The organism is Geminocystis sp. NIES-3709, from assembly GCF_001548115.1.
Classification (GTDB): Bacteria; Cyanobacteriota; Cyanobacteriia; order Cyanobacteriales; family Cyanobacteriaceae; genus Geminocystis.
Map to the genome: position 1 here is coordinate 2,035,441 of NZ_AP014821.1, position 21,361 is coordinate 2,056,801.

Consider the following 21,361-nt stretch of genomic DNA (forward strand, 5'->3'; position numbering starts at 1 on the left):
TTTCCCTCCTATCATCGAAAATTTATGATAGATATGCAAGATCTAATCTAAATTTAATATATTTATATCGACAATCCACTTTTTTTATAAGTCATCAATAACATGATTAAAACAATCCTATTTTTATCTCTTTGGTTAGGATTTATTTTCTATGCAATCTTTTTCGCACCACCGGATAATCCTGAAACCTTAGACTTAATAATTAATCTTTCTACGGGTAAATGGGAAGGCATTAATCCTATTATTATTTGCCTATTTAACATTATGGGAATTTTACCTTTTATCTATGCTTCTTTGTTAATTATTGATGGCAGAAATCAAAAAATTAAAGCCTTTCCTTTTGTCATTGGTAGTTTCTTTTTAGGTGCATTTGCTTTATTACCTTACTTCGCTTTTCGTCGATCGAATCATGAATTTAGAGGGGAAAAAAATTTATTAATTAAAATCCTAGATTCTCGAATTTTTGCAGTATTACTTACCCTAATTTGTTTAATTTTAATTGTTATCGCTATTACCAAAGGAGATTGGAATGACTTTATTTTCCAATGGAAAAATAGCAAATTTATTCACATTATGACCTTAGATTTTTTATTCTTATGTCTATTATTTTCTGCTGTGATTGGTGATGATTTACAAAAAAGAAATATCGACAATCAAAAAGTATTTACCTCAATCATTTTGACTCCTTTAATTGGCACTTTATTATATATTTGTTTTCGTCCTTTATTAAGTGATCATAACAAGGATTTAGAGGGGTTGAATTATACTGTATAAATCAGGGAATTTGCTATAGTAAATTTTAATTCCTAACCTCTAAAACCTAACACTTTTAAATACTATTATTTAGGAAGAATAATTTAAGGTTGTTACATTAAAAAAACCACCCGTAAGAATGTAAACCTTTACCTAAAAGATTGACTCCTAAATAACAAACCCACACCACCACAAAGCCACTAGCGGCCAAAATCGCTGGTTTTCTTCCTTGCCAACCTTTGGTTATACGCGCGTGTAAATAAGCCGCAAATACTAACCATGTAATTAATGCCCATGTTTCTTTAGGATCCCAACTCCAATAAGACCCCCATGCTTCATTTGCCCATACAGCACCAGATATAATACCGATCGTAAGTAAAGGGAAACCTAAGCCGATGATACGATAACTAATATTATCGAGGGTATCGATTAAACTCAATCTTTCGGGAGAAAGAGAAATAACTTCTGTGGAGGGTTGAGTTAAAACGGCGGTGTTGCCCGATAAATTATCAATATCTAAATTGACAGATTCACTATTATAGTTGAGATTTAACTTTTTAACATTGCGGTAAGCTCCTGTACCAACAGAACTACCTCTTAATTGAATTTCCTTGCCTTGAGTAAGGATTAAAAATGCGATCGCAATTAAAGATCCTACCATCAAAGCTGAATAACTAAACATCATCACGCTAACGTGCATCATTAACCAATTAGATTTTAACGCAGGAACAAGAGGTTCGCTATGTTGCATTTCCGAAGGTAAAGAAAGGGCGGCAAAGGCTGTAATGCCCATCGCTACGGGGGCCGTAACGACTCCTACTAAGCGACTACTACTCATATTTTCAGCGATTAAATGTACTGCAGTGATACCCCAAGTCAAGAAAAATAAAGATTCATAAAGATTACTGAGAGGAAAATATCCCCCTTCAATCCAACGAGCAATTAATAAAGTTGCGATCGCTAAATTACTGATAATCATTCCCATCGTACCAAGTTTTGGTAAGAGAGTAAAATTAGGGAAAGCTGTACCCACCCAATAACATAGCATGGTAACAAAGAGTACCGCAAAAGAAATATTATCTAAAGTATTTTGTAAATTAATTAAATCCATAGGGTTTTTAATAATGAGTAATTGATAATTGCTTATCTTCATCAAATATACAATTAATTAAGACAAAAAGACTTTGTGGTTGAAAGCAAAACTTTTCTTTCTTTCTATCTTTGTTTCTTTATTTTCTTTATTCGCCAACCTTCTCAATTTTTTCCAATTGCCAAAGAATTTGATTTCCTTCTCGTCTTACCCTAGATACAATCCAGTTACGCCATGACCATTCTTCACCCCTACTGGTGACAGCACTGGCGTTTATATCCATTAAATCAGCTAATTCTGAACTAGTGATCAAGTAACCGTTTCGAGAAATTTCTTCGGCAATCTGTAAGGTGTCGATCGTATTTTTCAATTGTTTTACCCTTTCATCACGATTCAAAGATTGTTCTTCAACAACATTAATGTAAGATTCATTCATAATTTTTAATTAGTAATATTCGTTACAATTTACTTTTTTTTGTTTATTTTAGTACTTATAATAATAGATTTTACTAAATAAATAACTATTTTATCTATAAATCTTCTCTATATTCATCAATTTTAACGATGAAAGCAAAAAATTATTTTAAAAGTTATCAGTACTTATACTAAATTAATAATTTTCAAACAAAACAACTGAGAAATTATGAAGTTTAGATAAAGTTAAGTACTTATACTTAATAAAAGGAATTAAGCTCACAGAAAGTGGGGGATGAGTTTGTAAATATTGAGAATAATAGTTGTAATATTAGCAATTTAGGAGTTAATTATTCTTTTTAGTTTTTCTAATTCTTGATCAATAAATTCTCCTGCATTTCGGGCATTAATAGGTTTTGAATATAAATATCCTTGTCCATAATTACAGTTAATTTTTCGCAATATTTGTTCTTGAATTTTTGTTTCAATTCCTTCCGCAACTACGTCTAAAGATAAATTATGTGCTAAGGTAACAATTGCTTCTACGATGGGATTTTTTTGCTGAGGATGAATTAAAGGTTGAATAAAAGCTCGATCGATTTTTAAAGTATTAAAAGGTAAACGGTGAAGATAGCTGAGAGAAGAATATCCTGTGCCAAAATCATCTAAAGAAATCTTTAAATTACGTTCTTGAATTTTAGTAAGAATATCTTTAGCATGATCATAATTATTCATTAAAATTGTTTCTGTAATTTCAATTTTTAAAAGGTAAGGATTAACTTTAGTTGTGGCTAAAATCTCATCTAATTCTATTAAAAAATTAGGATTAAGTAATTGTTTACTAGAGACGTTAACAGCAGTGAATAATTTTAATTCTGGATATTTATTTTCCCATTTTTTGATTTCTTTAGCAGCCGTGTCTAAAATCCAATTTCCCAGAGAAATAATTAATCCTGTTTCTTCTGCTATGGGAATAAATTCTACAGGGGAAATTAATCCATGAGTGGCACTATTCCAACGAATTAAGGCTTCAAATCCCGCAATAATTCCTGTTTTTAGGTTTATAATTGGTTGATAAAAAAGTTCTAATTCTTCTTTATCTAAGGCTTTTCTTAACGCAGATTCTAAACTTAATCTTTTCACTAAATCTGTGTGCATTGTTGGATTAAATATTCGATAACAATTGCGTCCACTTTCTTTGGCTTGATACATAGCTAAATCTGCATCTCTAATCATTTCCTCTGATTTTTTATAACCAAAAGAACTTAATGTAATACCTATACTTACCGAAGAAAAAACTGTATTTCCATGAAGTGCTATATTAAATTTACAAGCCGTTAAAATTTTTCCAGCGATTTCATAACTATCTTTTTCAGAATTTATATCAGGTAAAAACACCACAAATTCATCACCACTAATACGAGCGACGGTATCATTTTCTCTAACACAATCAGCTATTTTATCTGTAATTAAAACTAATAATTCATCACCTATTTTATGCCCTAAACTATCATTAATTTTCTTAAAATTGTCAACATCAATTAACAAAATAGCACAAACACTATTATAGTTTTTATTATTTCTATTTAAAAACTGTTTTAATCGATCCATCAATAAAAAACGATTAGGTAATCCTGTTAATTTATCATGAAAAGCATCATAAAATATTTGTTCCTCCATAATTTTTAGCTCAGAAATATCGATGATTTGTTGAATAAATTGGATGATTTCTCCTCGATTATTTCTTAAAGCGCTAGCATTAACAATAGTATGAACAACTGAACTATTATGAGCTAAAAATCTTCTTTCTTGAGTATCTTGATCTAAATATTCTGTAATTATTTTTTGTTTAAATAATGAGCATTTTTCTCGATCATCTGGGTGGCAAATACGACTTTCTTTTTGATTAATAATATCGGAAAGAGGATATTGTAACAATTCAGAAAGAGATTGATTAACTTGAATAATTTTGCCTTCTAAATCAGTAATCATCATACCAATAGGAGCAAGTTCAAAGATAAGTCTAAATTCTTCTTCACTTTTTTCTAAAGCTTTTTGAATTTTTGTTTTATTGGTAATATCAGTAATGATACCATCAATTCTTATCACTTTTCCCTTATCATCATAAACCACATGAGCTCGATCTCTAATATATTTTTCCTCTCCATTTTTCAATAAAATTTTATATTCTATATCATGAGATTCGAGATTATCACCTAATAGGGAAATATTAAATAAATTAGAGTAAATTTCTTTAATTTTTTGTTGTTGTTTTGGATGTACTAACTCTAGCCAATAAGCACGTTTTTGAAAAAAATTAGACAGGGGAGAATTAAATAAAAATTCTGCAGCAGGATTGATATATGTTAATTGTAAAGTTTGAGGATGAATTGACCAGATTACATCTTCTAAGGAAAAAAGTATATCATTTAATCTCTCTTGACTTTCTTTTAAAGCAATATTAATTTGTTGTTTTTCTAATTCTGTTTCTTCTCTTAAAATAATTCTTTCTATAGCTTGAGTAATAGATTCAATTAAGGTATCTTGAATTGGAGATTCTGATTTACTATTATCAAATCTAAAAAGATGAAGTACTCCATAAAATTGATTATCAATCCATATCGGTGTTCCTAAATATAAAGTAATATTTAATTCTTCTGGTATTAATAAATTTAATAAAGAGTTTGTATCCAGATTACGATCGTAAATTATAGTTTTTTCATCTATTAATACTTCATGAGCTAAAACGTTAATTAAATGATTTTCTTGAATGAATAAATTATCATTAGATAAATAATTATATAGAGCAATAATTCTGTGTTTTTCTCCAAAATACTCAGAAATAATTGATATATCTATATTCAAAATATTTGTTATATTTTCTAAATAATAGTTCAGAGGATTATCGATCGTATCATAATTAATATTATTAAGATTATTAATAGAATGTAATTGCCGATTAAAAAGTTCTAATTCTCGGGTTTTTTTCAATAGACTTTGTTCAATATTATATTTTTCAGTAATATCATTTTGAATCCCAATAAAATGAGTTACTTTTCCATAATGATTATAAACAGGAGAAAGATAAACCTCATTCCAAAATTGCTCTCCATTTTTTCGATAATTGCAAAGAATAGCTTTAGTTTGATCTTGACTAATTATAGCTTGTCTGAGTTTATTTACCTCTTCTTGATTAGTATTTTCTCCCTGTAAAAATTTACAATTTTTGCCAAATGCTTCACTTCCAGAATAACCAGTTATTTTTTCAAATCCTAAATTGGTATAAATGATCGGATTTCCTTCTTTTGCCTCACTGATAACAATGCCATTTGTACTATTATTAATCGCTCTTTCAAGTAACGTTAATTTATCTGATTGAGATATGTTTTTAATTCCTTGTTGAATAACTGTAATTATATTTTGGACAAATTCAATTTCTGGATTATTAAATTTATTATTCTCTTCTATATATAATCCTAATATGGCTATTTTTTCTTTAGTAATAGGATCAATAATATTGAAATGAATAGCTGATTTTATTGCTTTTTTATTATCATAATCAATATGTTCTAATTTTCTTTTTAAGTCTTCAATATCATCAATAATAAATAATTTTTTTGTATTAAAAATTTCTATAAAATTATGGTCAAAAAGATTTATTTTATAATCAGTTTTATTTTCTAAATTCCATCCTTTACTACTTTGAATGACGAAATATTGCTTATTTTTTTCAAATTTTAATAAATAGCTTAAATTAATATTTAAAGTATCATTAATTAATTCTATAATTTGATTATAAATATTATCTATATCAAGAGTATTTATTATTATATCTTTAGCTTTAAGAATTACTAAATTATACAAATTTTGATTAGATAGTTCTTTTTCTTTTTCTCTTAAACTAAATAAATGATATTTATATTCATCTTTTTCGATCGTTAAATTTAAGTTTTTTTGTTTTAAATTATAAATATATTTTATTAACCAAAAATTAATTAAAATAATTGATGTAATAATAACTAGCCATGTAATAAATTGATCCATAGAAATTATAAAAAATAAAGTTTTAAAGAAGCATATAGCGTTTCTCAGAGTTAGGAGCGATATATTTAATTTTTTAGTTAACACTTAAAACTGAGAATGTTTTACCTCATTAATGCAAAAGTTACTATAATAATCAAAAATTATTGATAGGAAAAGTAATATTTTAAAGTTTTGGGATTATTATGAATAAGCAAAGATTCATTTTAGTTGTATATTATTTTGTGATTTATTAGTTAGTAAATTTCCTTACTCTCCTCCTTCAAAATCCGACAGTCAACAAAGAATTGTTATATATAAAGCAATATCTTTAGGAAAAATCTTTAGAAATTCTTTTTATACTGAAAAATGTGCCTTTTTACTATTATATCTAATGAGTAAGTAACATTAATTAATAGAATTTAATTCTTTCAAAAGTAAATTAAAGTCAAAATTAATGAGAATTAAATATTTATTGATGCAATCAATAACAACTCTCGAAAATTATTTATCTCAATCTTTACTTGTATTGCAATAATTATTATATGTTATGACTTTTAGTACAACTTTTACTCTATTTGTAACGATCGTTGTTCTCGCTTTTATTCCCAGTATAAGTGTATTAGCTGTGTCTTTAAGATCCGTTACCTATGGATTTACTCATGGTATTTTTACCACTGCTGGAATAGTATTTGGGGACATTATTTTTATTTTATTAGCTATTTATGGTTTATCTTTCCTATGGGAAAGTATGGGTAATTTATTTATTTTGATCAAGTTTTTAGGCGGCGGTTATCTTATTTGGTTAGGAATTAGTTTATGGAAGTCAAAACCAACAACAATTTATTTTGAAGAAAATAAAAAGTCTTCTTTTCTTTCCAGTTTTTTAATAGGATTTTTTATTAGTTTAGGAGATTTTAAAGCAATCTTTTTCTATTTGAGTTTTCTTCCTGCTTTTGTTGATTTATCTACCATCTCAATAATCGATACAGCTATAATTATCTTGACTGCTACCCTAGGAGTTGGGAGTGCAAAATTAAGTTATGCTTTAATTGGAAATAAAACAAGTTACATATTAAAAAGATCTAATCTTATAAAGAAAATAAACATGGTAGCAGGTATAGGAATAATCGGAATTGGTTTATTTTTAGTATTAAAAACTTAAATATAGTAACAAGTCGATCGATCTAAAAAGCTAATTTCATACTAAAATTCAGCAAAAGTTGAAATTATAAAGAAAATCATGGGTGAATCTCAAAAAATATCTGTTGGTATTGTAGGAGCTTCGGGCTACGGTGGTGTACAATTAGTTAAAATTTTATTGGAACATCCTCAAGTTGATATTGTTTATCTTGGCGGTGATAGTAGTGCTGGAAAAGAATATGGAGATTTGTACCCTCATTTACAACACCGAGTTAAAACAAAAATTGAAGCCATTGAGCTAGATACGATCACATCTCGTTGTGATGTGGTATTCTTAGGACTACCAAACGGACTAGCTTGTGATATAGCACCTTCATTGATAGAAAAAGGATGTAAAGTATTAGATTTATCTGCCGACTATCGTTTTAAAGATTTAGATACTTATACTGCATGGTACAAAACAGAAAGAAAAGATCATCAAATGGCAAGTCAAGCAGTGTATGGTTTGCCAGAATTATATCGAGAACAAATAAAAAACAGTAGCTTAATCGGTTGTCCAGGATGTTACCCCACGGCTAGTTTATTAGCTTTAGCACCACTGTTAAAACAAGGTTTAGTCTTACCTGAAACCATTATTATTGATGCAAAATCTGGTACTTCTGGAGGTGGCAGACAAGGAAAAATAAATTTACTCTTAGCAGAAGCTGATAATTCATTGGGTGCTTACGGAGTTGGTAAACATCGACATACCCCAGAAATTGAGCAAATTTGTTCAGATTTAGCCCGAAGTGAAGTAAAAGTGCAATTTACACCCCATTTAATTCCCATGCCTAGAGGAATTTTAGCAACTGTTTATGGTACTTTAAGAGATCCAGGATTAGTTACAGAAGATTTAATTACTATTTATAGTGCTTTTTATCGATCGTCTAACTTTGTTAAAGTATTGGGTAATGGCATTTATCCTCAAACAAAATGGGCTTGTGGCACTAATTTGAATTACATTGGTATTGAAGTAGATACTCGTACTGGAAGGGTAATTGTTATGTCAGCGATCGATAACTTAATTAAAGGACAAGCAGGACAAGCAGTTCAGTGCTTAAACTTAATGATGGGATGGGCTGAAGATTTAGGATTGCCGACTTTAACTTTCTATCCATAGGAGAGACACAGAAAGACAAGACAAGTGGACAAGTGGAAAAATTGCGAATATTTGTGCATTTCTTATACGACCTTGTTTATTCACAAACAATACATTATTCCTGTCTTCTTATCTTCCTGTCTACCTGTCTCCTATCCTTGCCACTTCCAGTTATTCATTTCAGGTTTGTCAATACCGTGAGTATGAGCATAGTTTAGATTATCAATAATCTCGTTTTTCATACGTTCTTTTAAGTATGCGGCACGAGAACCAAGTTTCGGAACTCGATCGATCACATCAATTACAAGATTAAATCGATCGATCTGATTTTTGATAGCTAATTCGAGGGGAGTGTTAATATTACCTTCCTCTTTATAACCTCTAACGTGAAGTCGATCGCGACTAATATGACGATAAGCTAATTTGTGGATTAACCAAGGATAACCATGAAAATTGAAAATAATAGGTTTGTCTTCAGTAAATAAAGTGCTAAAATCCCTGCGAGATAAACCATGAGGGTGTTCAGTATCTTCCTGTAACTTAAAAATATCTACCACATTGATAAAACGTACTTTCAAATCTGGATATTCCAGCCGTAAAATTTGAGTTGCCGCCAAAGATTCTTTCGTGGGAACATCTCCACAAGAAGCCATAATAACATCAGGTTCATCAGGTATCCCATTCATATCGTCATTACTAGCCCATTCCCAAATACCGATACCTTTGGTACAGTGTTTCACCGCCTCATCAATAGTTAGATATTGTAGGTGTTTTTGTTTATCCGCCACGATGACGTTTACATAATCCTTACTGCGTAAACAGTGATCAATAACACTTAATAAACAGTTTGCATCAGGAGGAAAATAAACACGAGTAACATCAGCACTTTTGTTTGTTACCAAATCAACAAAACCCGGATCTTGATGGGAAAAACCGTTGTGATCCTGTCTCCATACCGTAGAAGATAAAAGAATATTTAAAGAAGAAACGGGCGCACGCCAAGGTACATGATTTTTGCAAATATCAAGCCATTTTGCGTGTTGGTTGAACATAGAATCTATCACATGGGCAAAGGCTTCGTAAGTATGGAATAAACCATGTCTGCCTGTTAAAAGATAAGTTTCTAACCATCCCTCTAAGGTGTGTTCGCTTAACATTTCCATAACACGACCATCAGGAGATAATTCGCCACCATCTTCATCTTCGGGTAAATAGTCTGCCATCCAGACTTTTTTAGAGACTTCGTAAACGGGATTGAGACGATTAGAAGCTGTTTCGTCAGGGCCAAAAATGCGGAAACTGTGCATATTATTCCTCATGACATCTCGCAAAAATATTCCCATAATTTTTGTGTTTTCCACTTCTACTGCACCGGGAGCAGGAATTTCTACCGCATAGATAGGATCACGAAAATCAGGTAAATTGAGATCTTTTCTAAGTAAACCACCATTCGTAATTGGATTTGCACTCATGCGTCGATCGCCTTTCGGTGCTAATTCTTGTAATTCAGGCATTAAACGACCATGTTTATCGAATAATTCTTCAGGTTTATAGCTTTTCATCCATTCTTCTAAAAGTTTTAGATGATCAGCGTTACTGTGCATTTCTCCCATCGGGACTTGATGCGATCGCCAGAAACCTTCCATTTTCTTTCCATCGACATATTTAGGACCAGTCCAACCTTTCGGTGAACGGAAAACAATCATCGGCCAACGAGGACGTTTAGGAGTACCACTACTACGAGCTTCAATTTGAATCGCCTTAATTTTATTAATACACTTTTCAAGAGTAAAAGCCATTTTCTGGTGCATTTCCATGGGATCATCCCCTTCTACGAAATGAGGCTCATACCCATAACCCACAAAAAGTGCTTCTAGTTCCTCATGGGAAATACGAGAAAGAATAGTCGGATTTGCAATTTTATAGCCGTTTAAATGCAAAATAGGTAAAACTGCACCATCTCGAATTGGGTTAATAAACTTGTTAGAATGCCAAGAAGTAGCGAGAGGGCCTGTTTCTGACTCTCCATCTCCCACCATTACCACAGAAATTAAGTCTGGATTATCTAAAATAGACCCGTAGCCATGAGATAAACTGTAACCTAACTCTCCTCCTTCATGAATAGAACCGGGAGTTTCAGGAGTAACATGACTACCAATATGACCGGGAAAAGAAAACTGTTTAAAAAATTTCCGCATTCCTTCCTCATCAAGACTTTTATCGGGGTAAATTTCTGAGTAAGTTCCTTCCAAATAAATAGGCCCAAGAATACCCGGCGCACCATGTCCAGGTCCGGCTAAATAGATCATATTAAGATCATATTTGTTAATAAGGCGATTCAAATGAACGTAAACAAAACTTAACCCCGGACTAGATCCCCAATGTCCAAGAAGACGATTTTTAACGTGTTTAGGGTTTAAAGATTCTTTAAGTAAAGGATTGTCTTGCAGATAAATCATCCCTACTGCTAGATAGTTACAAGCACGCCAATAACCATGTATTTTTTGTAGCTCATCTTCGCTTAAAGTAGTGGTTACGGATTGTTGTACAGAATGAATCATAATATGTATTAATATTCTAAAATTCCCTTCAGCTTAACACCGATCTCTAAAATTTTTCAAGTTTTTATTCTATTTTAAAATTAAGAAATAATAAAGTTATGTTTAGAAGTTCTTGACAATAAATATCATTTATAAATTACAAAAAATATTGAAGAATAAAGTTTACATAACTTATAACAACTATGTTAAATTAATTATTAATTGAGTATATCAATAATGGAAAAAACTTTTATCATAGTTTATTTTATAGCAACAGAATATTTAGAACTGCTATAGTTATTAAAGGGAATAGCCAATCAACTATAGACAATATAAAATTATCGTACTTAATTTGTTTATTTCGTCAAAATTTATTAATTTTCTAATTTTTTTTTCCCGCACTATCACGAAGGTCTAATATAAAAATATAAACTGGTTCAAACATGACTGATTTACCATAAGTTGATGATAACTTAAACGATCGATGTGTACTCATTCCTTCTTATTAATTCTTTTATTCTTAGGTCAGAAGTTGTGCCTCTTTGTACATTAAAATTATCATAGTTATTGATTACCATAAGTTAAAGTATCCCATCCATATATATCTAAGATTATTTGTCAAGGGTTAGCTAAGGTAAGGTAATTCAAGAGTATCGCATAAATTTTTGAGTTTAGGTTCCTTTGTACTTTTTGTTTTTCTCTTGACAATTTTTTTCTTTTTCGTTATCATTGGAAATGTGAGTTAATTCAAATGGGATTGTAGCTCAGCTGGTTAGAGTGCTTGCCTGTCACGCAAGATGTCGCGGGTTCGAGTCCCGTCAGTCCCGTTCATTATTCTTCTGTTAAATCCTTAGTTCTTTTTTCGACAAATAAGGGAATTAAGGTAATTTTGATTTGTCTTTGTATTAGCGTTACATGATTTATTTTTGACTTAAAAATTTAAAATATTGCTCGTTATGGATACTTTGAGTCTTCATTATGGTATGGATCTTAAGTAAAAAAAATATACCATTTTGACAATTTTTATTCAAAAACTGAACATTATTAATTGATCCTATTCCCTAAATAAATATTTTTATTTGTACGTATTTCTCCTATATCCTTTTTCTTCTTTTAAATCCTCTCTCCTATCCTCATCAAAACATTTTTTCACCAATCCCTATTTAACGGCAATACATTCGATTTCCACTAACACATCTTTGGGTAAACGAGAGACTTCAACACAGGCTCGGGCTGGAGGATTTTCTGTAAAATATTGACCGTAAACTTCATTCATCGGAACAAAATCTGTCAAATCTTTCAAAAAAACTCCTGTTTTGACGACATTTGACCAATTAACTCCTGCTTCTGTCAAAATTGCTTCAATGTTCTTCATTACTTGGGTTGTTTGAGCAGTAATATCACCTTGCCCGACGATTTCTCCTGTTTCGGGATTTAAGGGGATTTGTCCCGCTATGAAGATTAATTCTCCTTGTACTGCGATCGCCTGACTATAAGGGCCTACGGGAGAGGGTGCATTTTTAGTATAAATAACTTTTTTGATCATTTTTTTATTAGATATTAGTTTTGTAGATTGGGTTGAAAAATGAAACCCAACATTATTTATAAATTATGATTTTATTTGATATTTGATCGTAGATTTAAGATATTTTCAATAACTTACAGGGAAATAAATTTGACGGCTAACAGTCTGCTAGAGCGATTCAAGCTAAATTCTACATTCTCAAAATTATTCACAGAGGGAAAAAAAGTCATAGTGATTCAACCCGTCAATAATACCGGCTGCAAATTGTCGATCGGCAAAGTATATCGGTTCTACTTCACTGAGGTTAGAAAGTTCCTCCTGATGACGATTAGCCACAACTACGGACAAAGTATTACCTAACATCATGTCTTCGTCTCCTCCTGAACCACCAGCCGTGAGGATGCGATTTAAAGGTATATCCCATTGAGTGGAAAACCATCGTACCGCATAGCCTTTAGATGCTCTAATAGGTATAATATCTAAAAATTGTCCAAAAGAAAAGATTACATTCACTGTTTGCTCATTTTGATGTAAAATACTTTTAATATCTTCTATTCTAAGGGCGATGCTAGGATCATAAAAGTAGCTAATTTTATATATGCTTTGTTGTGCTTTTGGTTGCAAAGTTAATCCGGGTAATTCTGATAACAGAGTGACGATTCCTTGACGATTCCAAAGGTAATTAATATGGTTTGTCCAAGCTGTATCTCTGATAAGATCTTGAGAATAGTAAATTTCTGTACCCATGCTAGTTATTAAGACATCAGGTTGAGGTATATCTTGTTCTCTTAACACTTTTAATGCAGAATCGAGTCTTCTTCCAGTAGCGATACAGAAACTAATGTTTTTGCGTTTTTCCTGAATAATATTCATTAATTCTTGTAAGGACTCTCGATCGCCGAGTAAATTCTGATCTATACTAGACACGATCGCTCCATTATGATAAACGCTAGGTCTCCGTTGGGAAGACATTCGGACTAAAGGTTCACTTTTATCAATGATAGGTTGTAAGACTTTGAGATAAGTTTCGACATGAGAAGCCCAAGTATAATATTCTTTCACCTTTGTGATACCAGTTTGGGCTAAAGTTCGCCATTTTTGTTGTTCTCCCAGTACTTTTAAGATTTTATCACCGATGTCTTGAGGATCAAGAGGATCAATTAAATAACCATTCTGACAGTTTTTAATTATATCGATCGGTCCTCCATCTTTTGTCGCTACAATAGGTAAACCACTAGCGGCGGCTTCAATCAATGTTAAGCCAAAAGGTTCCGTTAAGGCAGGATTCACGAACACACCTCCAGAAAGTGCGGCTAAACGATACATTATCTGAATATCCTCTAAGGTGATAGTTTTAGGATAGGCTACCTTACCATATAAATCATATCGATCGATGGTTAATAGTAAATCTGTAAAAATTTCCTGTAAACCACTGTCCATATCTTTTACATCATCCCTTGTACCGGCAAAAATAACTAAATTTGCTTCTTCTTGTAATTGGGAATTTTGTCCAAAGGCTTCTATGAGAGTTTGAATATTTTTTCTTTGATCTAACCGTGAAAGGGCTAATATAATAGGCTTATCAGGATCTGTTAAAAATCGATCGATTGTCTTAAAAACATTACTATCCCATTCATTACCCTCTGGAGGATAAAATTTTTCTACATCTGTACCAGGAGGAATGACGCGCATTTGTTGCGGTTCATAATAGTCATATTGGGCATACTGCTCATTTATCTCCTGAGAAGTGCTAGTGATAACCCTTTGGGCTGAACTAAGAGTTTCTTCTTCTGCATTAATACGACGAATCATGTTATAGCGTTGTTCAATAACATCTTTTTTCACCCCACTAGCCAAAAGCCTTTTGCGCTTACTGCGTCCTAAAGAGTGTCCTGTATGTATCAAAGGTATTCCTAATTGATGGGATAACCTTACCCCTACATAACCAGCATCGGCATAATGGGTATGAATAACATCAGGTAATCTTTCTTGACTTTTTAAATACTCGATCGCATTATCCGCAAAATTATCTAAATAATCCCATAATTCTTCTTTGGGGATGTAATCATCATTTCCTGCACTAATACGGATAATCTGAGCTTTTTCCTTAATAGGTTCAACAGTTTGACTATAATCACTGCTAACTTGAGAATCGATTAACAGTTTTGTCATTAAATCAACTTTCCCAATCTCCTCACGAGAAGCCAATGCTTCTGCTAACTCTAAAACATACTTTGTTTGACCACCAGTATCTGCATCCTTCCCTAATTCTAAATCTTTTACTCTAATTAGACCGTGAATACTAATGAGTAAGATATATTTTTGTGAATTTTTCATTATCTTAGTGATACGGCGTACTTTTGTATATTATAACCTAAGATGTTGAAATTTCATAAATTATTTAGAATGGAACCATCGAGTATCAAAAAAGGTGAAATAAAATGTCCTCCCCTTTAACAATTCATTTTGATTCTTTTAAATTAACCGATAATCAGTTTTATCAATTGTGTCAAGATAACCTTGATTTACGCTTTGAAAAAAATGCCTATGGAGATATTGTAATTATGCCACCCACTGGAGGATTAACTAGCAATAAAAATCTTAAAATTATTCAACAATTAGCTAATTGGACGGATAAAAATGGCAAGGGAATTGCTTTTGATTCTTCAGGAGGTTTTAAACTACCAAATGGGGCGATTCGATCGCCTGATGCTAGTTGGTTAACCTTAGAAAAATGGCATAATTTAACTTTAGAAGAAAGAGAGAGATTTATTCCCTTATGTCCTGATTTTATCATTGAGTTACGATCGAAAAATGATGATTTAAAACTCTTACAAGACAAGATGAAAGAATATATTGATAACGGTTCTAAATTAGGGTGGTTAATCAATCCTCAAGATAAAAAAGTAGAGATTTATCGAGAAGATAACACCAGAGAAATATTAGATCATCCTCTTACTTTATCAGGAGAAAATATCTTACCTAATTTTGTACTTAAATTAGAGACTATTTGGTAATTATTTATCACTTATTTTTGAACAATATTCATTTTTAAGTATTGTAAAATTGCCATACCTAAAATTACTGTTAAAGCTAAAATTAACCAAAAATTATGAGCATAAATTATACCTTGATCTAGTACCCATCCCCCCAAAGGAGGGCCTATTAAATAGCCAATTGCCCAACATTGAGAATTAATAGCAAAATAAGTTCCTCGTAAGGAAACTGGTGCTAAATCGACTATTAAGCCAGAAGCAAGAGGATTATAAGTGATAAGAGCGATGGAAGCCATTAAAATTCCTAAAATAGCCCAATAAAAAGCATATTGAGTCACATTACCTGTCCACCAAATCAAGGCAAAACTTATTCCCCATATTGCTAGTGAAAGAGTTAATCCTTGAATGCGAGTCATTCGATTAAGAATCTTTAGCATCGGTAATTGAAACAATCCAGCAAAAATGATATGTAAACTAAATAAACTGCTAATGTTGGCGATCGAGAATTGATTATTAACCGTAAAATTAGTCAGATAAAGGGGTAAAGTAGTTTGAATTTGAGAGATATAGGTAGTAAACATAACGTTAACTATGCAAAAAATCCATAAACTTTTATCTTGTAAGGCTTTTCCCCAACCATACCACTGATTTTGAGATTCTCTCTGACTTTGAAAAGTCTCTTGAATTGTGAAATAAATCACTCCATAAAATACGACAAAAGAAAAACCATCGATGACAAATAAAAGACGATAATTATTTGTTGCGGCAATAATCCAACCACCGATAATAATACCTAATCCCAAGCCTAAATTATCGGCTAAACGACTGATAGCAAAAGCCGAATTTCTTTGAGTAGGAATAGTTAAATCTGCAACTAATGCCTCAGCAGGAGGCCAATAAAATCCAATACCTAAGCCCATTAACAAGTTACCTAATAGCAAAAAACCATAAGTATCTGCCGTAGCTAAAAATATATCTGCCATAGCAGAGATTACCGCCGACAATAAGAGAATTTTTTTTCTACCCCATGAAGGAGAGTCGCTCCAACTTCCGCCTAAAAAACGTCCTAAAATTCCAGAGATGGACGCACTACCTAAGGCAACACCCACCATTGTGGGAGAAAAACCTAACTGATTAACAAAGAAAATTGGGGCGTAAAATAAAGTAAATCCTGTACCGAATTGTAATAATAACCTGCCTCCTGCTAATATCCAAACTTGAGAATTGAGATTATTCATTATATTGGATTGGTGAGATAGTAAATAGTTTAGGTGGTAGGATTGAGATTGAATCTAAACAAAAAGTTATATGGATTGCGATTATAACAAAGTTTTAGGTATCGGTTTTATTATTGATAATTATAAAAATGGACGATCATAATTATTTAGAAAAAATATTATCGGAAATAGAACAAGGAAAAATATCTTCAAAAGAAGGGGTAGAAAAATTAAAATATTTTAGCTTTGAGCCGATCGGAGATTTTGCTAAGATAGATCATCATCGACAACTACGCACGGGATTTCCTGAAGTAATTTGGAGTGAAGGTAAAACTACCGAACAAATTATTTCAATTATGCAAGTAATGCGAGAAAAATCTCCCATTGTCATGGCTACCCGATTAGAACCAAAAATAGCTAAAATACTACAAACTCAAGTTCATGATTTAAGATACTATCCTATGGCAAAAATAGCCGCTATTGGGCAAAATTCTGTTAAATATCAGGGTAAAATCTTGATCGTTACGGCAGGTACGGCTGACTTACCTGTAGCGGAAGAATCGGCTATAACTGCTGAACTATGCGGTTTTCAGGTAGAAAGATTGTGGGATGTGGGAGTCGCCGGAATACATCGTCTTCTGAGTCATCGTCATATAATCGCCGAAGCGGATGTATTAATTGTCGTGGCAGGAATGGAAGGTGCATTACCCAGTGTCGTGGCTGGTTTAGCCAGTTGCCCCGTCATTGCTGTGCCTACGAGTATTGGTTATGGTGCAAGTTTTGGCGGTTTATCTGCTTTATTAACTATGCTCAATTCTTGTGCCACAGGCATTGGTGTCGTAAATATCGACAATGGTTTTGGTGCGGCTATGTTGGCAGGGCAAATTTTGCGTTTAGCCAATAAATTCTCTCAATCATAACGATTAAATGAGATTGAAAAAATCTTCTCGATAAATAAATATTTAGCTGACGACAGATAGCTGAACGGTAAACGTTATAATTTTCTCATCATCATTAACAATTATTGTGGTAATAAATCAGGAAATATCTGTTTCATGGAGTTTTTTTCATTAGAACAAATTCAAGAATTAGCTCGTCATTATGGTTACTGGGCAGTATTTGCTGGTATTGCGATCGAAAATACAGGAATACCAATTCCGGGAGAAACCATTACTATTGTGGGGGGATTTTTAGCCGGTAGTGGTGAATTAAACTATTGGTTAGTTTTAATTACAGCTATTGCGGGTGCGGTGACGGGAGATAATTGTGGTTATTGGTTAGGAAGAATTGGAGGTTGGCAATTTTTACTAAAACTATCCCGTTTCTTTCGTCTTCCGGATGATGAAGTCTTAAAAGCAAAAACTAAATTTGCAGAAAATGCCGCAAAAGCAGTGTTTTTTGGCCGATTTATTACATTATTACGAATTTTTGCAGGCCCGATCGCCGGTATTGTAGAAATGCCTTATCTTAAATTTTTACTATATAACTTTATGGGGGCAACAGTATGGGGATGTATTATCGTCACATTATCTTATTTTGTCGGTAAAATTATCCCTTTAGACCAACTTATTAGTATTATTGCTCAATTTGGTTTTGTTGCCTTATTAATCGTTGTTGGCTGGATTGCTATCCCTGTTTTAGTCAAATCCTATCAAAAAAACCCTAGTTAAAAAACAGTGAATAATGGACATAGTAATCCTAAATCTTTTGTAGTATTTTTCTGATGATAAAATTCGGGAATAAAAATTAAGCATAGGACTTACGCAAAAACAGTTTTTTTCACCTCTCAACCCCTCAGAATTGCGGGATTAAGGGTGCTGGTGGGGAAGTCTTGAAAATTAATTTACTACGATTCAAATAGGATTGCTATATATTTTTCACTAAGCTAATACAAAATCTACATTCTCAGTACCATCAGTTTCTGCTTTACCTGATGTTAATTTTTGTCCATTTATTTTAATGGCGAAGGGAGTCGTACTTAATTCATGTAAATTATAATCAGTTTTTTCGGAGGTATAACCCACACTAGCTATTAAATCTCGTCCTTTTTCGGTGTAAAGAAAGGCTAACATTTGGTTTTTATTTAATTGATTATCTTTTGCCCAAATTACCATGTATTGCTTACCTTGGTAATCAAAAATTTTGGCTGGGCGATTTGGCACATAACGTCCGGTATTTCCAAAACTTTTGTCTAAAAAATCTTGTACGGAGTTTGATTCTACGATCGCATAAGCCACTTCTTCTGCTGATTCAGGTTGTGCATCTCCTAAACTTTCATCCCTAACTTGTTCTTCTTGACGATTTTGAAAATAATCTACCGCCATTTTTGTGCCAATTGCACCCACTGAAACAATTCCCGCACCTACCAAAAATTTTCTGAGATTATTCATTATCTATTATTTGATTATTATTAAGATTTATTGACAATTATAGTTTAAATATCTTAATAATACTGATAACTTTTGTAACATTTCTTTGATTAAAAATGCAGTATCAATTTGCGATCTTCCTTTCAATGTCTTCAAAGGTTTTTAATAGTAAAGTTTGAGCTTGAAGTTTCCAGCCTATTTGTTGAATTTTAATGGCAATAGGAAGAGCGATCGCAGGAGCTAAAAAATCTAAATATTGTTGAGAAGAAATCCCCAATAATAAGCCCAATCCTGCAATTCCCCAAAAAGGTAAAGCAAAAGTTTGACGCTCTTTTTCGAGTTTTTTTGCCCAAAATCCCTGAGGCATTTGTGCGATTAATTCTTGTTTTAATTTTTGTTGTTCCTTAAATGTTAAAGCAATACCAATTTTACGTCGTAATTTTTCAATTTTTAGAGCATCTGTGCTATACTCAGTTAGCTGATCTTCAGCCATTAAAATTAAGTTATCTAGTGTTAATACCATATAAAAATATTTAATAAATGTCTTTAGTTTAATAGGATAATTTTTCTTTTATCAGTTGAATAAATTAATCAAAAAATTATTGATTAAAAATTAATTTTAAAAACAGTTAAAATTCTTAATTGATTGCTATATCATAAACATTTTTGTTTTTTATTTTTATGAACTACAGTTTAATTAAAAAATATTTTATTTTTATTTTAATAACATTTGGTAGTCTTTTGTTAAATATCTCTCAGGTTAGTGGTGAGACATTAAGAGAAAGAATAACACAATATCCCCATTGGGAACATAAAATTTCTTTACCAAATCCCACAAAAGAATTAATTTTTCCTTCATGGTTTGAAGGAGTATGGGATGTTACTAGCACTTTAAAAGAACAAATTGCCCCCTTATCTCCTGAATTTCAAACTCCCGGTTTTGATAGTAACAGAGAATATATTAACAAAGATATTAATTTTCAAGTCAAATTTATACCTAGTACGTTAACTTTTAAAAACAATAATTTTGTTCCTACTATTATTAGTAAAAATAAGAGAATAATTGCCGATCGAGCTTTTAATGGATTATCGATCGCTCAAGCCTATTTAGGAAAAGAGAATGTAAAAGAAGTAATAATAAATCAATCTAATTCCACAGAACAAAAAACTAAATTTAGAACAGAAAATGAGTTAATATCAACTGTAATAGGACGACAACAAGAGACAACTTTATCAGGAGATTTCATTACTAGCGAAGTGACTAGACAATTTTTTCGGAGACCAGATAGCGTTTATTTAAACTTAGTAGAAACTACCACAAAATATCATTTGATTAATCAAAATTATATCGAGGGAAAACAAGTTACTGCTATTTATTTATCTCCTCAAGATCCTGATTATTTTTTAGCTTTCGAGCGACCAGTTGCCCTTTATTATTATACCCTTGATTTGTACAAGAAAAATCTAAATTAGACCTAAAAATTAAGATTACTTGTATTTCCTTAAAGTCATCAAATTGCGATATAAGTTATTATTACTAAATAATAGAAACAATTAAATAACCCGATAAAAGGAATGAAGCGCCAACCTCGATCGAAAAATCCCTACCCTTATGATGACTATTCTCAACCTCGTAAAGGAGGTAAATCTCCTTCATTTATGGAAGGTATTAATTACACTTTAGCCGCTATTTGTGCAGGTATTTTTATTTTAGGTATCGGTGTTGGTATTGCTTTAAGTTCAGGACAAACTATTAGTACTCCTAATGTAGCATCAAGAGAAGTTATCGATCGAAGTGCGCCCAATCCTGAAATTTGTGTACAATTTGGAGCAAGTGCGATCGTGTCGGATTTAAGAGTATTTATTACCCTTAACCCTTTTAATGTTTATGTAACTCAACCGAATATGAAACCCGGATGTGTATTAAGAAAGAATAACTGGTCAATTCTCGAACAACAAAAATTAATCACCGATGAACAAGTAAAACAATGTAAAAATCGAATGAACACTTTTGGTTTTACAGGTACTTTAGAAAGTTCTCCTAAAATAGAATGTATTTACCAAAATGATGCGGCAGGAAACTTATTTTTCAATCGTCCGGGTACCGTTGATCCGAAAAAGACAGAGCAGTTTTAAAATATAAGGATGATGAGATC

17 protein-coding genes and 1 tRNA gene are annotated in these 21,361 nt (G+C 31.8%); 9 read left to right on the forward strand and 9 right to left on the reverse strand.

The window, feature by feature from the left end; genetic code table 11:
- Positions 1 to 102 precede the first annotated feature (102 nt).
- The gene (locus GM3709_RS08705) at positions 103 to 774 is read left to right on the forward strand and encodes a hypothetical protein (RefSeq protein ID WP_066118371.1); all 672 of its coding nucleotides are present in this window, start codon (positions 103 to 105) and stop codon (positions 772 to 774) included.
- Between the two features lie 97 nt (positions 775 to 871).
- Here GM3709_RS08705 and ccsB read toward each other — a convergent pair whose 3' ends face one another.
- The 3 genes from ccsB to GM3709_RS08720 all read right to left on the reverse strand — a co-directional run bounded on the left by ccsB (position 872) and on the right by GM3709_RS08720 (position 6,301).
- Complete coding sequence (ccsB, locus tag GM3709_RS08710) at positions 872 to 1,864, reverse strand: c-type cytochrome biogenesis protein CcsB (protein ID WP_066118373.1); 993 nt, start codon at positions 1,862 to 1,864, stop codon at positions 872 to 874.
- A gap of 127 nt (positions 1,865 to 1,991) precedes the next feature.
- On the reverse strand, positions 1,992 to 2,279 hold the full coding sequence (locus GM3709_RS08715) for a hypothetical protein (protein WP_066118375.1): 288 nt from the start codon (positions 2,277 to 2,279) through the stop codon (positions 1,992 to 1,994).
- 317 nt (positions 2,280 to 2,596) lie between these two features.
- Positions 2,597 to 6,301 carry an EAL domain-containing protein gene (locus GM3709_RS08720; protein WP_066118377.1) on the reverse strand — a complete coding sequence of 1,235 codons (3,705 nt, stop codon included), beginning with the start codon at positions 6,299 to 6,301 and terminating at the stop codon, positions 2,597 to 2,599.
- 526 nt (positions 6,302 to 6,827) lie between these two features.
- Between GM3709_RS08720 and GM3709_RS08725 the strand changes: the two genes are divergently transcribed.
- Both GM3709_RS08725 and argC read left to right on the forward strand, forming a co-directional pair.
- Positions 6,828 to 7,442 (forward strand): LysE family translocator, encoded by a 615-nt coding sequence (locus GM3709_RS08725; protein WP_066118379.1) that lies wholly within the window; start codon positions 6,828 to 6,830, stop codon positions 7,440 to 7,442.
- Positions 7,443 to 7,520: 78 nt separating this feature from the next.
- Positions 7,521 to 8,579 (forward strand): N-acetyl-gamma-glutamyl-phosphate reductase, encoded by a 1,059-nt coding sequence (gene argC, locus GM3709_RS08730; protein WP_066118381.1) that lies wholly within the window; start codon positions 7,521 to 7,523, stop codon positions 8,577 to 8,579.
- 131 nt (positions 8,580 to 8,710) lie between these two features.
- Here the strand turns inward: argC and GM3709_RS08735 are convergent, their stop codons facing one another.
- Positions 8,711 to 11,119: a phosphoketolase gene (locus GM3709_RS08735; RefSeq protein WP_066118383.1), complete on the reverse strand. Its 2,409-nt coding sequence runs from the start codon at positions 11,117 to 11,119 to the stop codon at positions 8,711 to 8,713.
- 732 nt (positions 11,120 to 11,851) lie between these two features.
- Here GM3709_RS08735 and GM3709_RS08740 point away from each other — a divergent pair.
- Positions 11,852 to 11,925 (forward strand) — tRNA-Asp (locus GM3709_RS08740).
- Positions 11,926 to 12,257: 332 nt separating this feature from the next.
- On the opposite strand, the gene GM3709_RS08745 is transcribed toward GM3709_RS08740, so the two are convergent.
- Together GM3709_RS08745 and GM3709_RS08750 are read right to left on the reverse strand one after the other, a co-directional pair.
- Positions 12,258 to 12,644 carry a RidA family protein gene (locus tag GM3709_RS08745; RefSeq protein WP_066118385.1) on the reverse strand — a complete coding sequence of 129 codons (387 nt, stop codon included), beginning with the start codon at positions 12,642 to 12,644 and terminating at the stop codon, positions 12,258 to 12,260.
- 183 nt (positions 12,645 to 12,827) lie between these two features.
- Positions 12,828 to 14,960, reverse strand: coding sequence for an HAD family hydrolase (locus GM3709_RS08750; RefSeq protein ID WP_066118387.1), 2,133 nt, complete (start codon positions 14,958 to 14,960; stop codon positions 12,828 to 12,830).
- Positions 14,961 to 15,064: 104 nt separating this feature from the next.
- Here GM3709_RS08750 and GM3709_RS08755 point away from each other — a divergent pair, with 104 nt between their 5' ends.
- Positions 15,065 to 15,640 carry a Uma2 family endonuclease gene (locus GM3709_RS08755; protein WP_066118389.1) on the forward strand — a complete coding sequence of 192 codons (576 nt, stop codon included), beginning with the start codon at positions 15,065 to 15,067 and terminating at the stop codon, positions 15,638 to 15,640.
- A gap of 11 nt (positions 15,641 to 15,651) precedes the next feature.
- Here GM3709_RS08755 and GM3709_RS08760 read toward each other — a convergent pair whose 3' ends face one another.
- Complete coding sequence (locus GM3709_RS08760; protein WP_066118391.1) at positions 15,652 to 16,857, reverse strand: MFS transporter; 1,206 nt, start codon at positions 16,855 to 16,857, stop codon at positions 15,652 to 15,654.
- 128 nt (positions 16,858 to 16,985) lie between these two features.
- Between GM3709_RS08760 and larB the strand changes: the two genes are divergently transcribed.
- Both larB and GM3709_RS08770 read left to right on the forward strand, forming a co-directional pair.
- Positions 16,986 to 17,756, forward strand: a complete 771-nt coding sequence (gene larB / locus GM3709_RS08765; RefSeq protein ID WP_066118392.1) for a nickel pincer cofactor biosynthesis protein LarB — start codon at positions 16,986 to 16,988, stop codon at positions 17,754 to 17,756.
- 135 nt (positions 17,757 to 17,891) lie between these two features.
- Complete coding sequence (locus GM3709_RS08770; protein WP_066118394.1) at positions 17,892 to 18,506, forward strand: DedA family protein; 615 nt, start codon at positions 17,892 to 17,894, stop codon at positions 18,504 to 18,506.
- A 210-nt stretch (positions 18,507 to 18,716) separates the two neighbouring features.
- On the opposite strand, the gene GM3709_RS08775 is transcribed toward GM3709_RS08770, so the two are convergent.
- Both GM3709_RS08775 and GM3709_RS08780 read right to left on the reverse strand, forming a co-directional pair.
- Positions 18,717 to 19,226, reverse strand: a complete 510-nt coding sequence (locus tag GM3709_RS08775) for a hypothetical protein (RefSeq protein WP_066118395.1) — start codon at positions 19,224 to 19,226, stop codon at positions 18,717 to 18,719.
- Between the two features lie 103 nt (positions 19,227 to 19,329).
- Positions 19,330 to 19,728 carry a hypothetical protein gene (locus GM3709_RS08780; RefSeq protein ID WP_066118397.1) on the reverse strand — a complete coding sequence of 133 codons (399 nt, stop codon included), beginning with the start codon at positions 19,726 to 19,728 and terminating at the stop codon, positions 19,330 to 19,332.
- 158 nt (positions 19,729 to 19,886) lie between these two features.
- Between GM3709_RS08780 and GM3709_RS08785 the strand changes: the two genes are divergently transcribed.
- Positions 19,887 to 20,678 (forward strand): DUF6816 family protein, encoded by a 792-nt coding sequence (locus GM3709_RS08785; RefSeq protein ID WP_066118399.1) that lies wholly within the window; start codon positions 19,887 to 19,889, stop codon positions 20,676 to 20,678.
- Between the two features lie 102 nt (positions 20,679 to 20,780).
- Positions 20,781 to 21,341: a DUF3172 domain-containing protein gene (locus GM3709_RS08790; protein ID WP_066118401.1), complete on the forward strand. Its 561-nt coding sequence runs from the start codon at positions 20,781 to 20,783 to the stop codon at positions 21,339 to 21,341.
- The last annotated feature ends 20 nt before the right edge of the window (positions 21,342 to 21,361 follow it).

Excerpts from the sequence above, each read along its gene's own strand:
- GM3709_RS08705 (WP_066118371.1), top strand. The coding sequence starts at position 103 with ATGATTAAAACAATCCTATTTTTATCTCTTTGGTTAGGATTTATTTTC.
- ccsB (WP_066118373.1), bottom strand. The coding sequence starts at position 1,864 with ATGGATTTAATTAATTTACAAAATACTTTAGATAATATTTCTTTTGCG.
- GM3709_RS08715 (WP_066118375.1), bottom strand. The coding sequence starts at position 2,279 with ATGAATGAATCTTACATTAATGTTGTTGAAGAACAATCTTTGAATCGT.
- GM3709_RS08720 (WP_066118377.1), bottom strand. The coding sequence starts at position 6,301 with ATGGATCAATTTATTACATGGCTAGTTATTATTACATCAATTATTTTA.
- GM3709_RS08725 (WP_066118379.1), top strand. The coding sequence starts at position 6,828 with ATGACTTTTAGTACAACTTTTACTCTATTTGTAACGATCGTTGTTCTC.
- argC (WP_066118381.1), top strand. The coding sequence starts at position 7,521 with ATGGGTGAATCTCAAAAAATATCTGTTGGTATTGTAGGAGCTTCGGGC.
- GM3709_RS08735 (WP_066118383.1), bottom strand. The coding sequence starts at position 11,119 with ATGATTCATTCTGTACAACAATCCGTAACCACTACTTTAAGCGAAGAT.
- GM3709_RS08745 (WP_066118385.1), bottom strand. The coding sequence starts at position 12,644 with ATGATCAAAAAAGTTATTTATACTAAAAATGCACCCTCTCCCGTAGGC.
- GM3709_RS08750 (WP_066118387.1), bottom strand. The coding sequence starts at position 14,960 with ATGAAAAATTCACAAAAATATATCTTACTCATTAGTATTCACGGTCTA.
- GM3709_RS08755 (WP_066118389.1), top strand. The coding sequence starts at position 15,065 with ATGTCCTCCCCTTTAACAATTCATTTTGATTCTTTTAAATTAACCGAT.
- GM3709_RS08760 (WP_066118391.1), bottom strand. The coding sequence starts at position 16,857 with ATGAATAATCTCAATTCTCAAGTTTGGATATTAGCAGGAGGCAGGTTA.
- larB (WP_066118392.1), top strand. The coding sequence starts at position 16,986 with ATGGACGATCATAATTATTTAGAAAAAATATTATCGGAAATAGAACAA.
- GM3709_RS08770 (WP_066118394.1), top strand. The coding sequence starts at position 17,892 with ATGGAGTTTTTTTCATTAGAACAAATTCAAGAATTAGCTCGTCATTAT.
- GM3709_RS08775 (WP_066118395.1), bottom strand. The coding sequence starts at position 19,226 with ATGAATAATCTCAGAAAATTTTTGGTAGGTGCGGGAATTGTTTCAGTG.
- GM3709_RS08780 (WP_066118397.1), bottom strand. The coding sequence starts at position 19,728 with ATGGTATTAACACTAGATAACTTAATTTTAATGGCTGAAGATCAGCTA.
- GM3709_RS08785 (WP_066118399.1), top strand. The coding sequence starts at position 19,887 with ATGAACTACAGTTTAATTAAAAAATATTTTATTTTTATTTTAATAACA.
- GM3709_RS08790 (WP_066118401.1), top strand. The coding sequence starts at position 20,781 with ATGAAGCGCCAACCTCGATCGAAAAATCCCTACCCTTATGATGACTAT.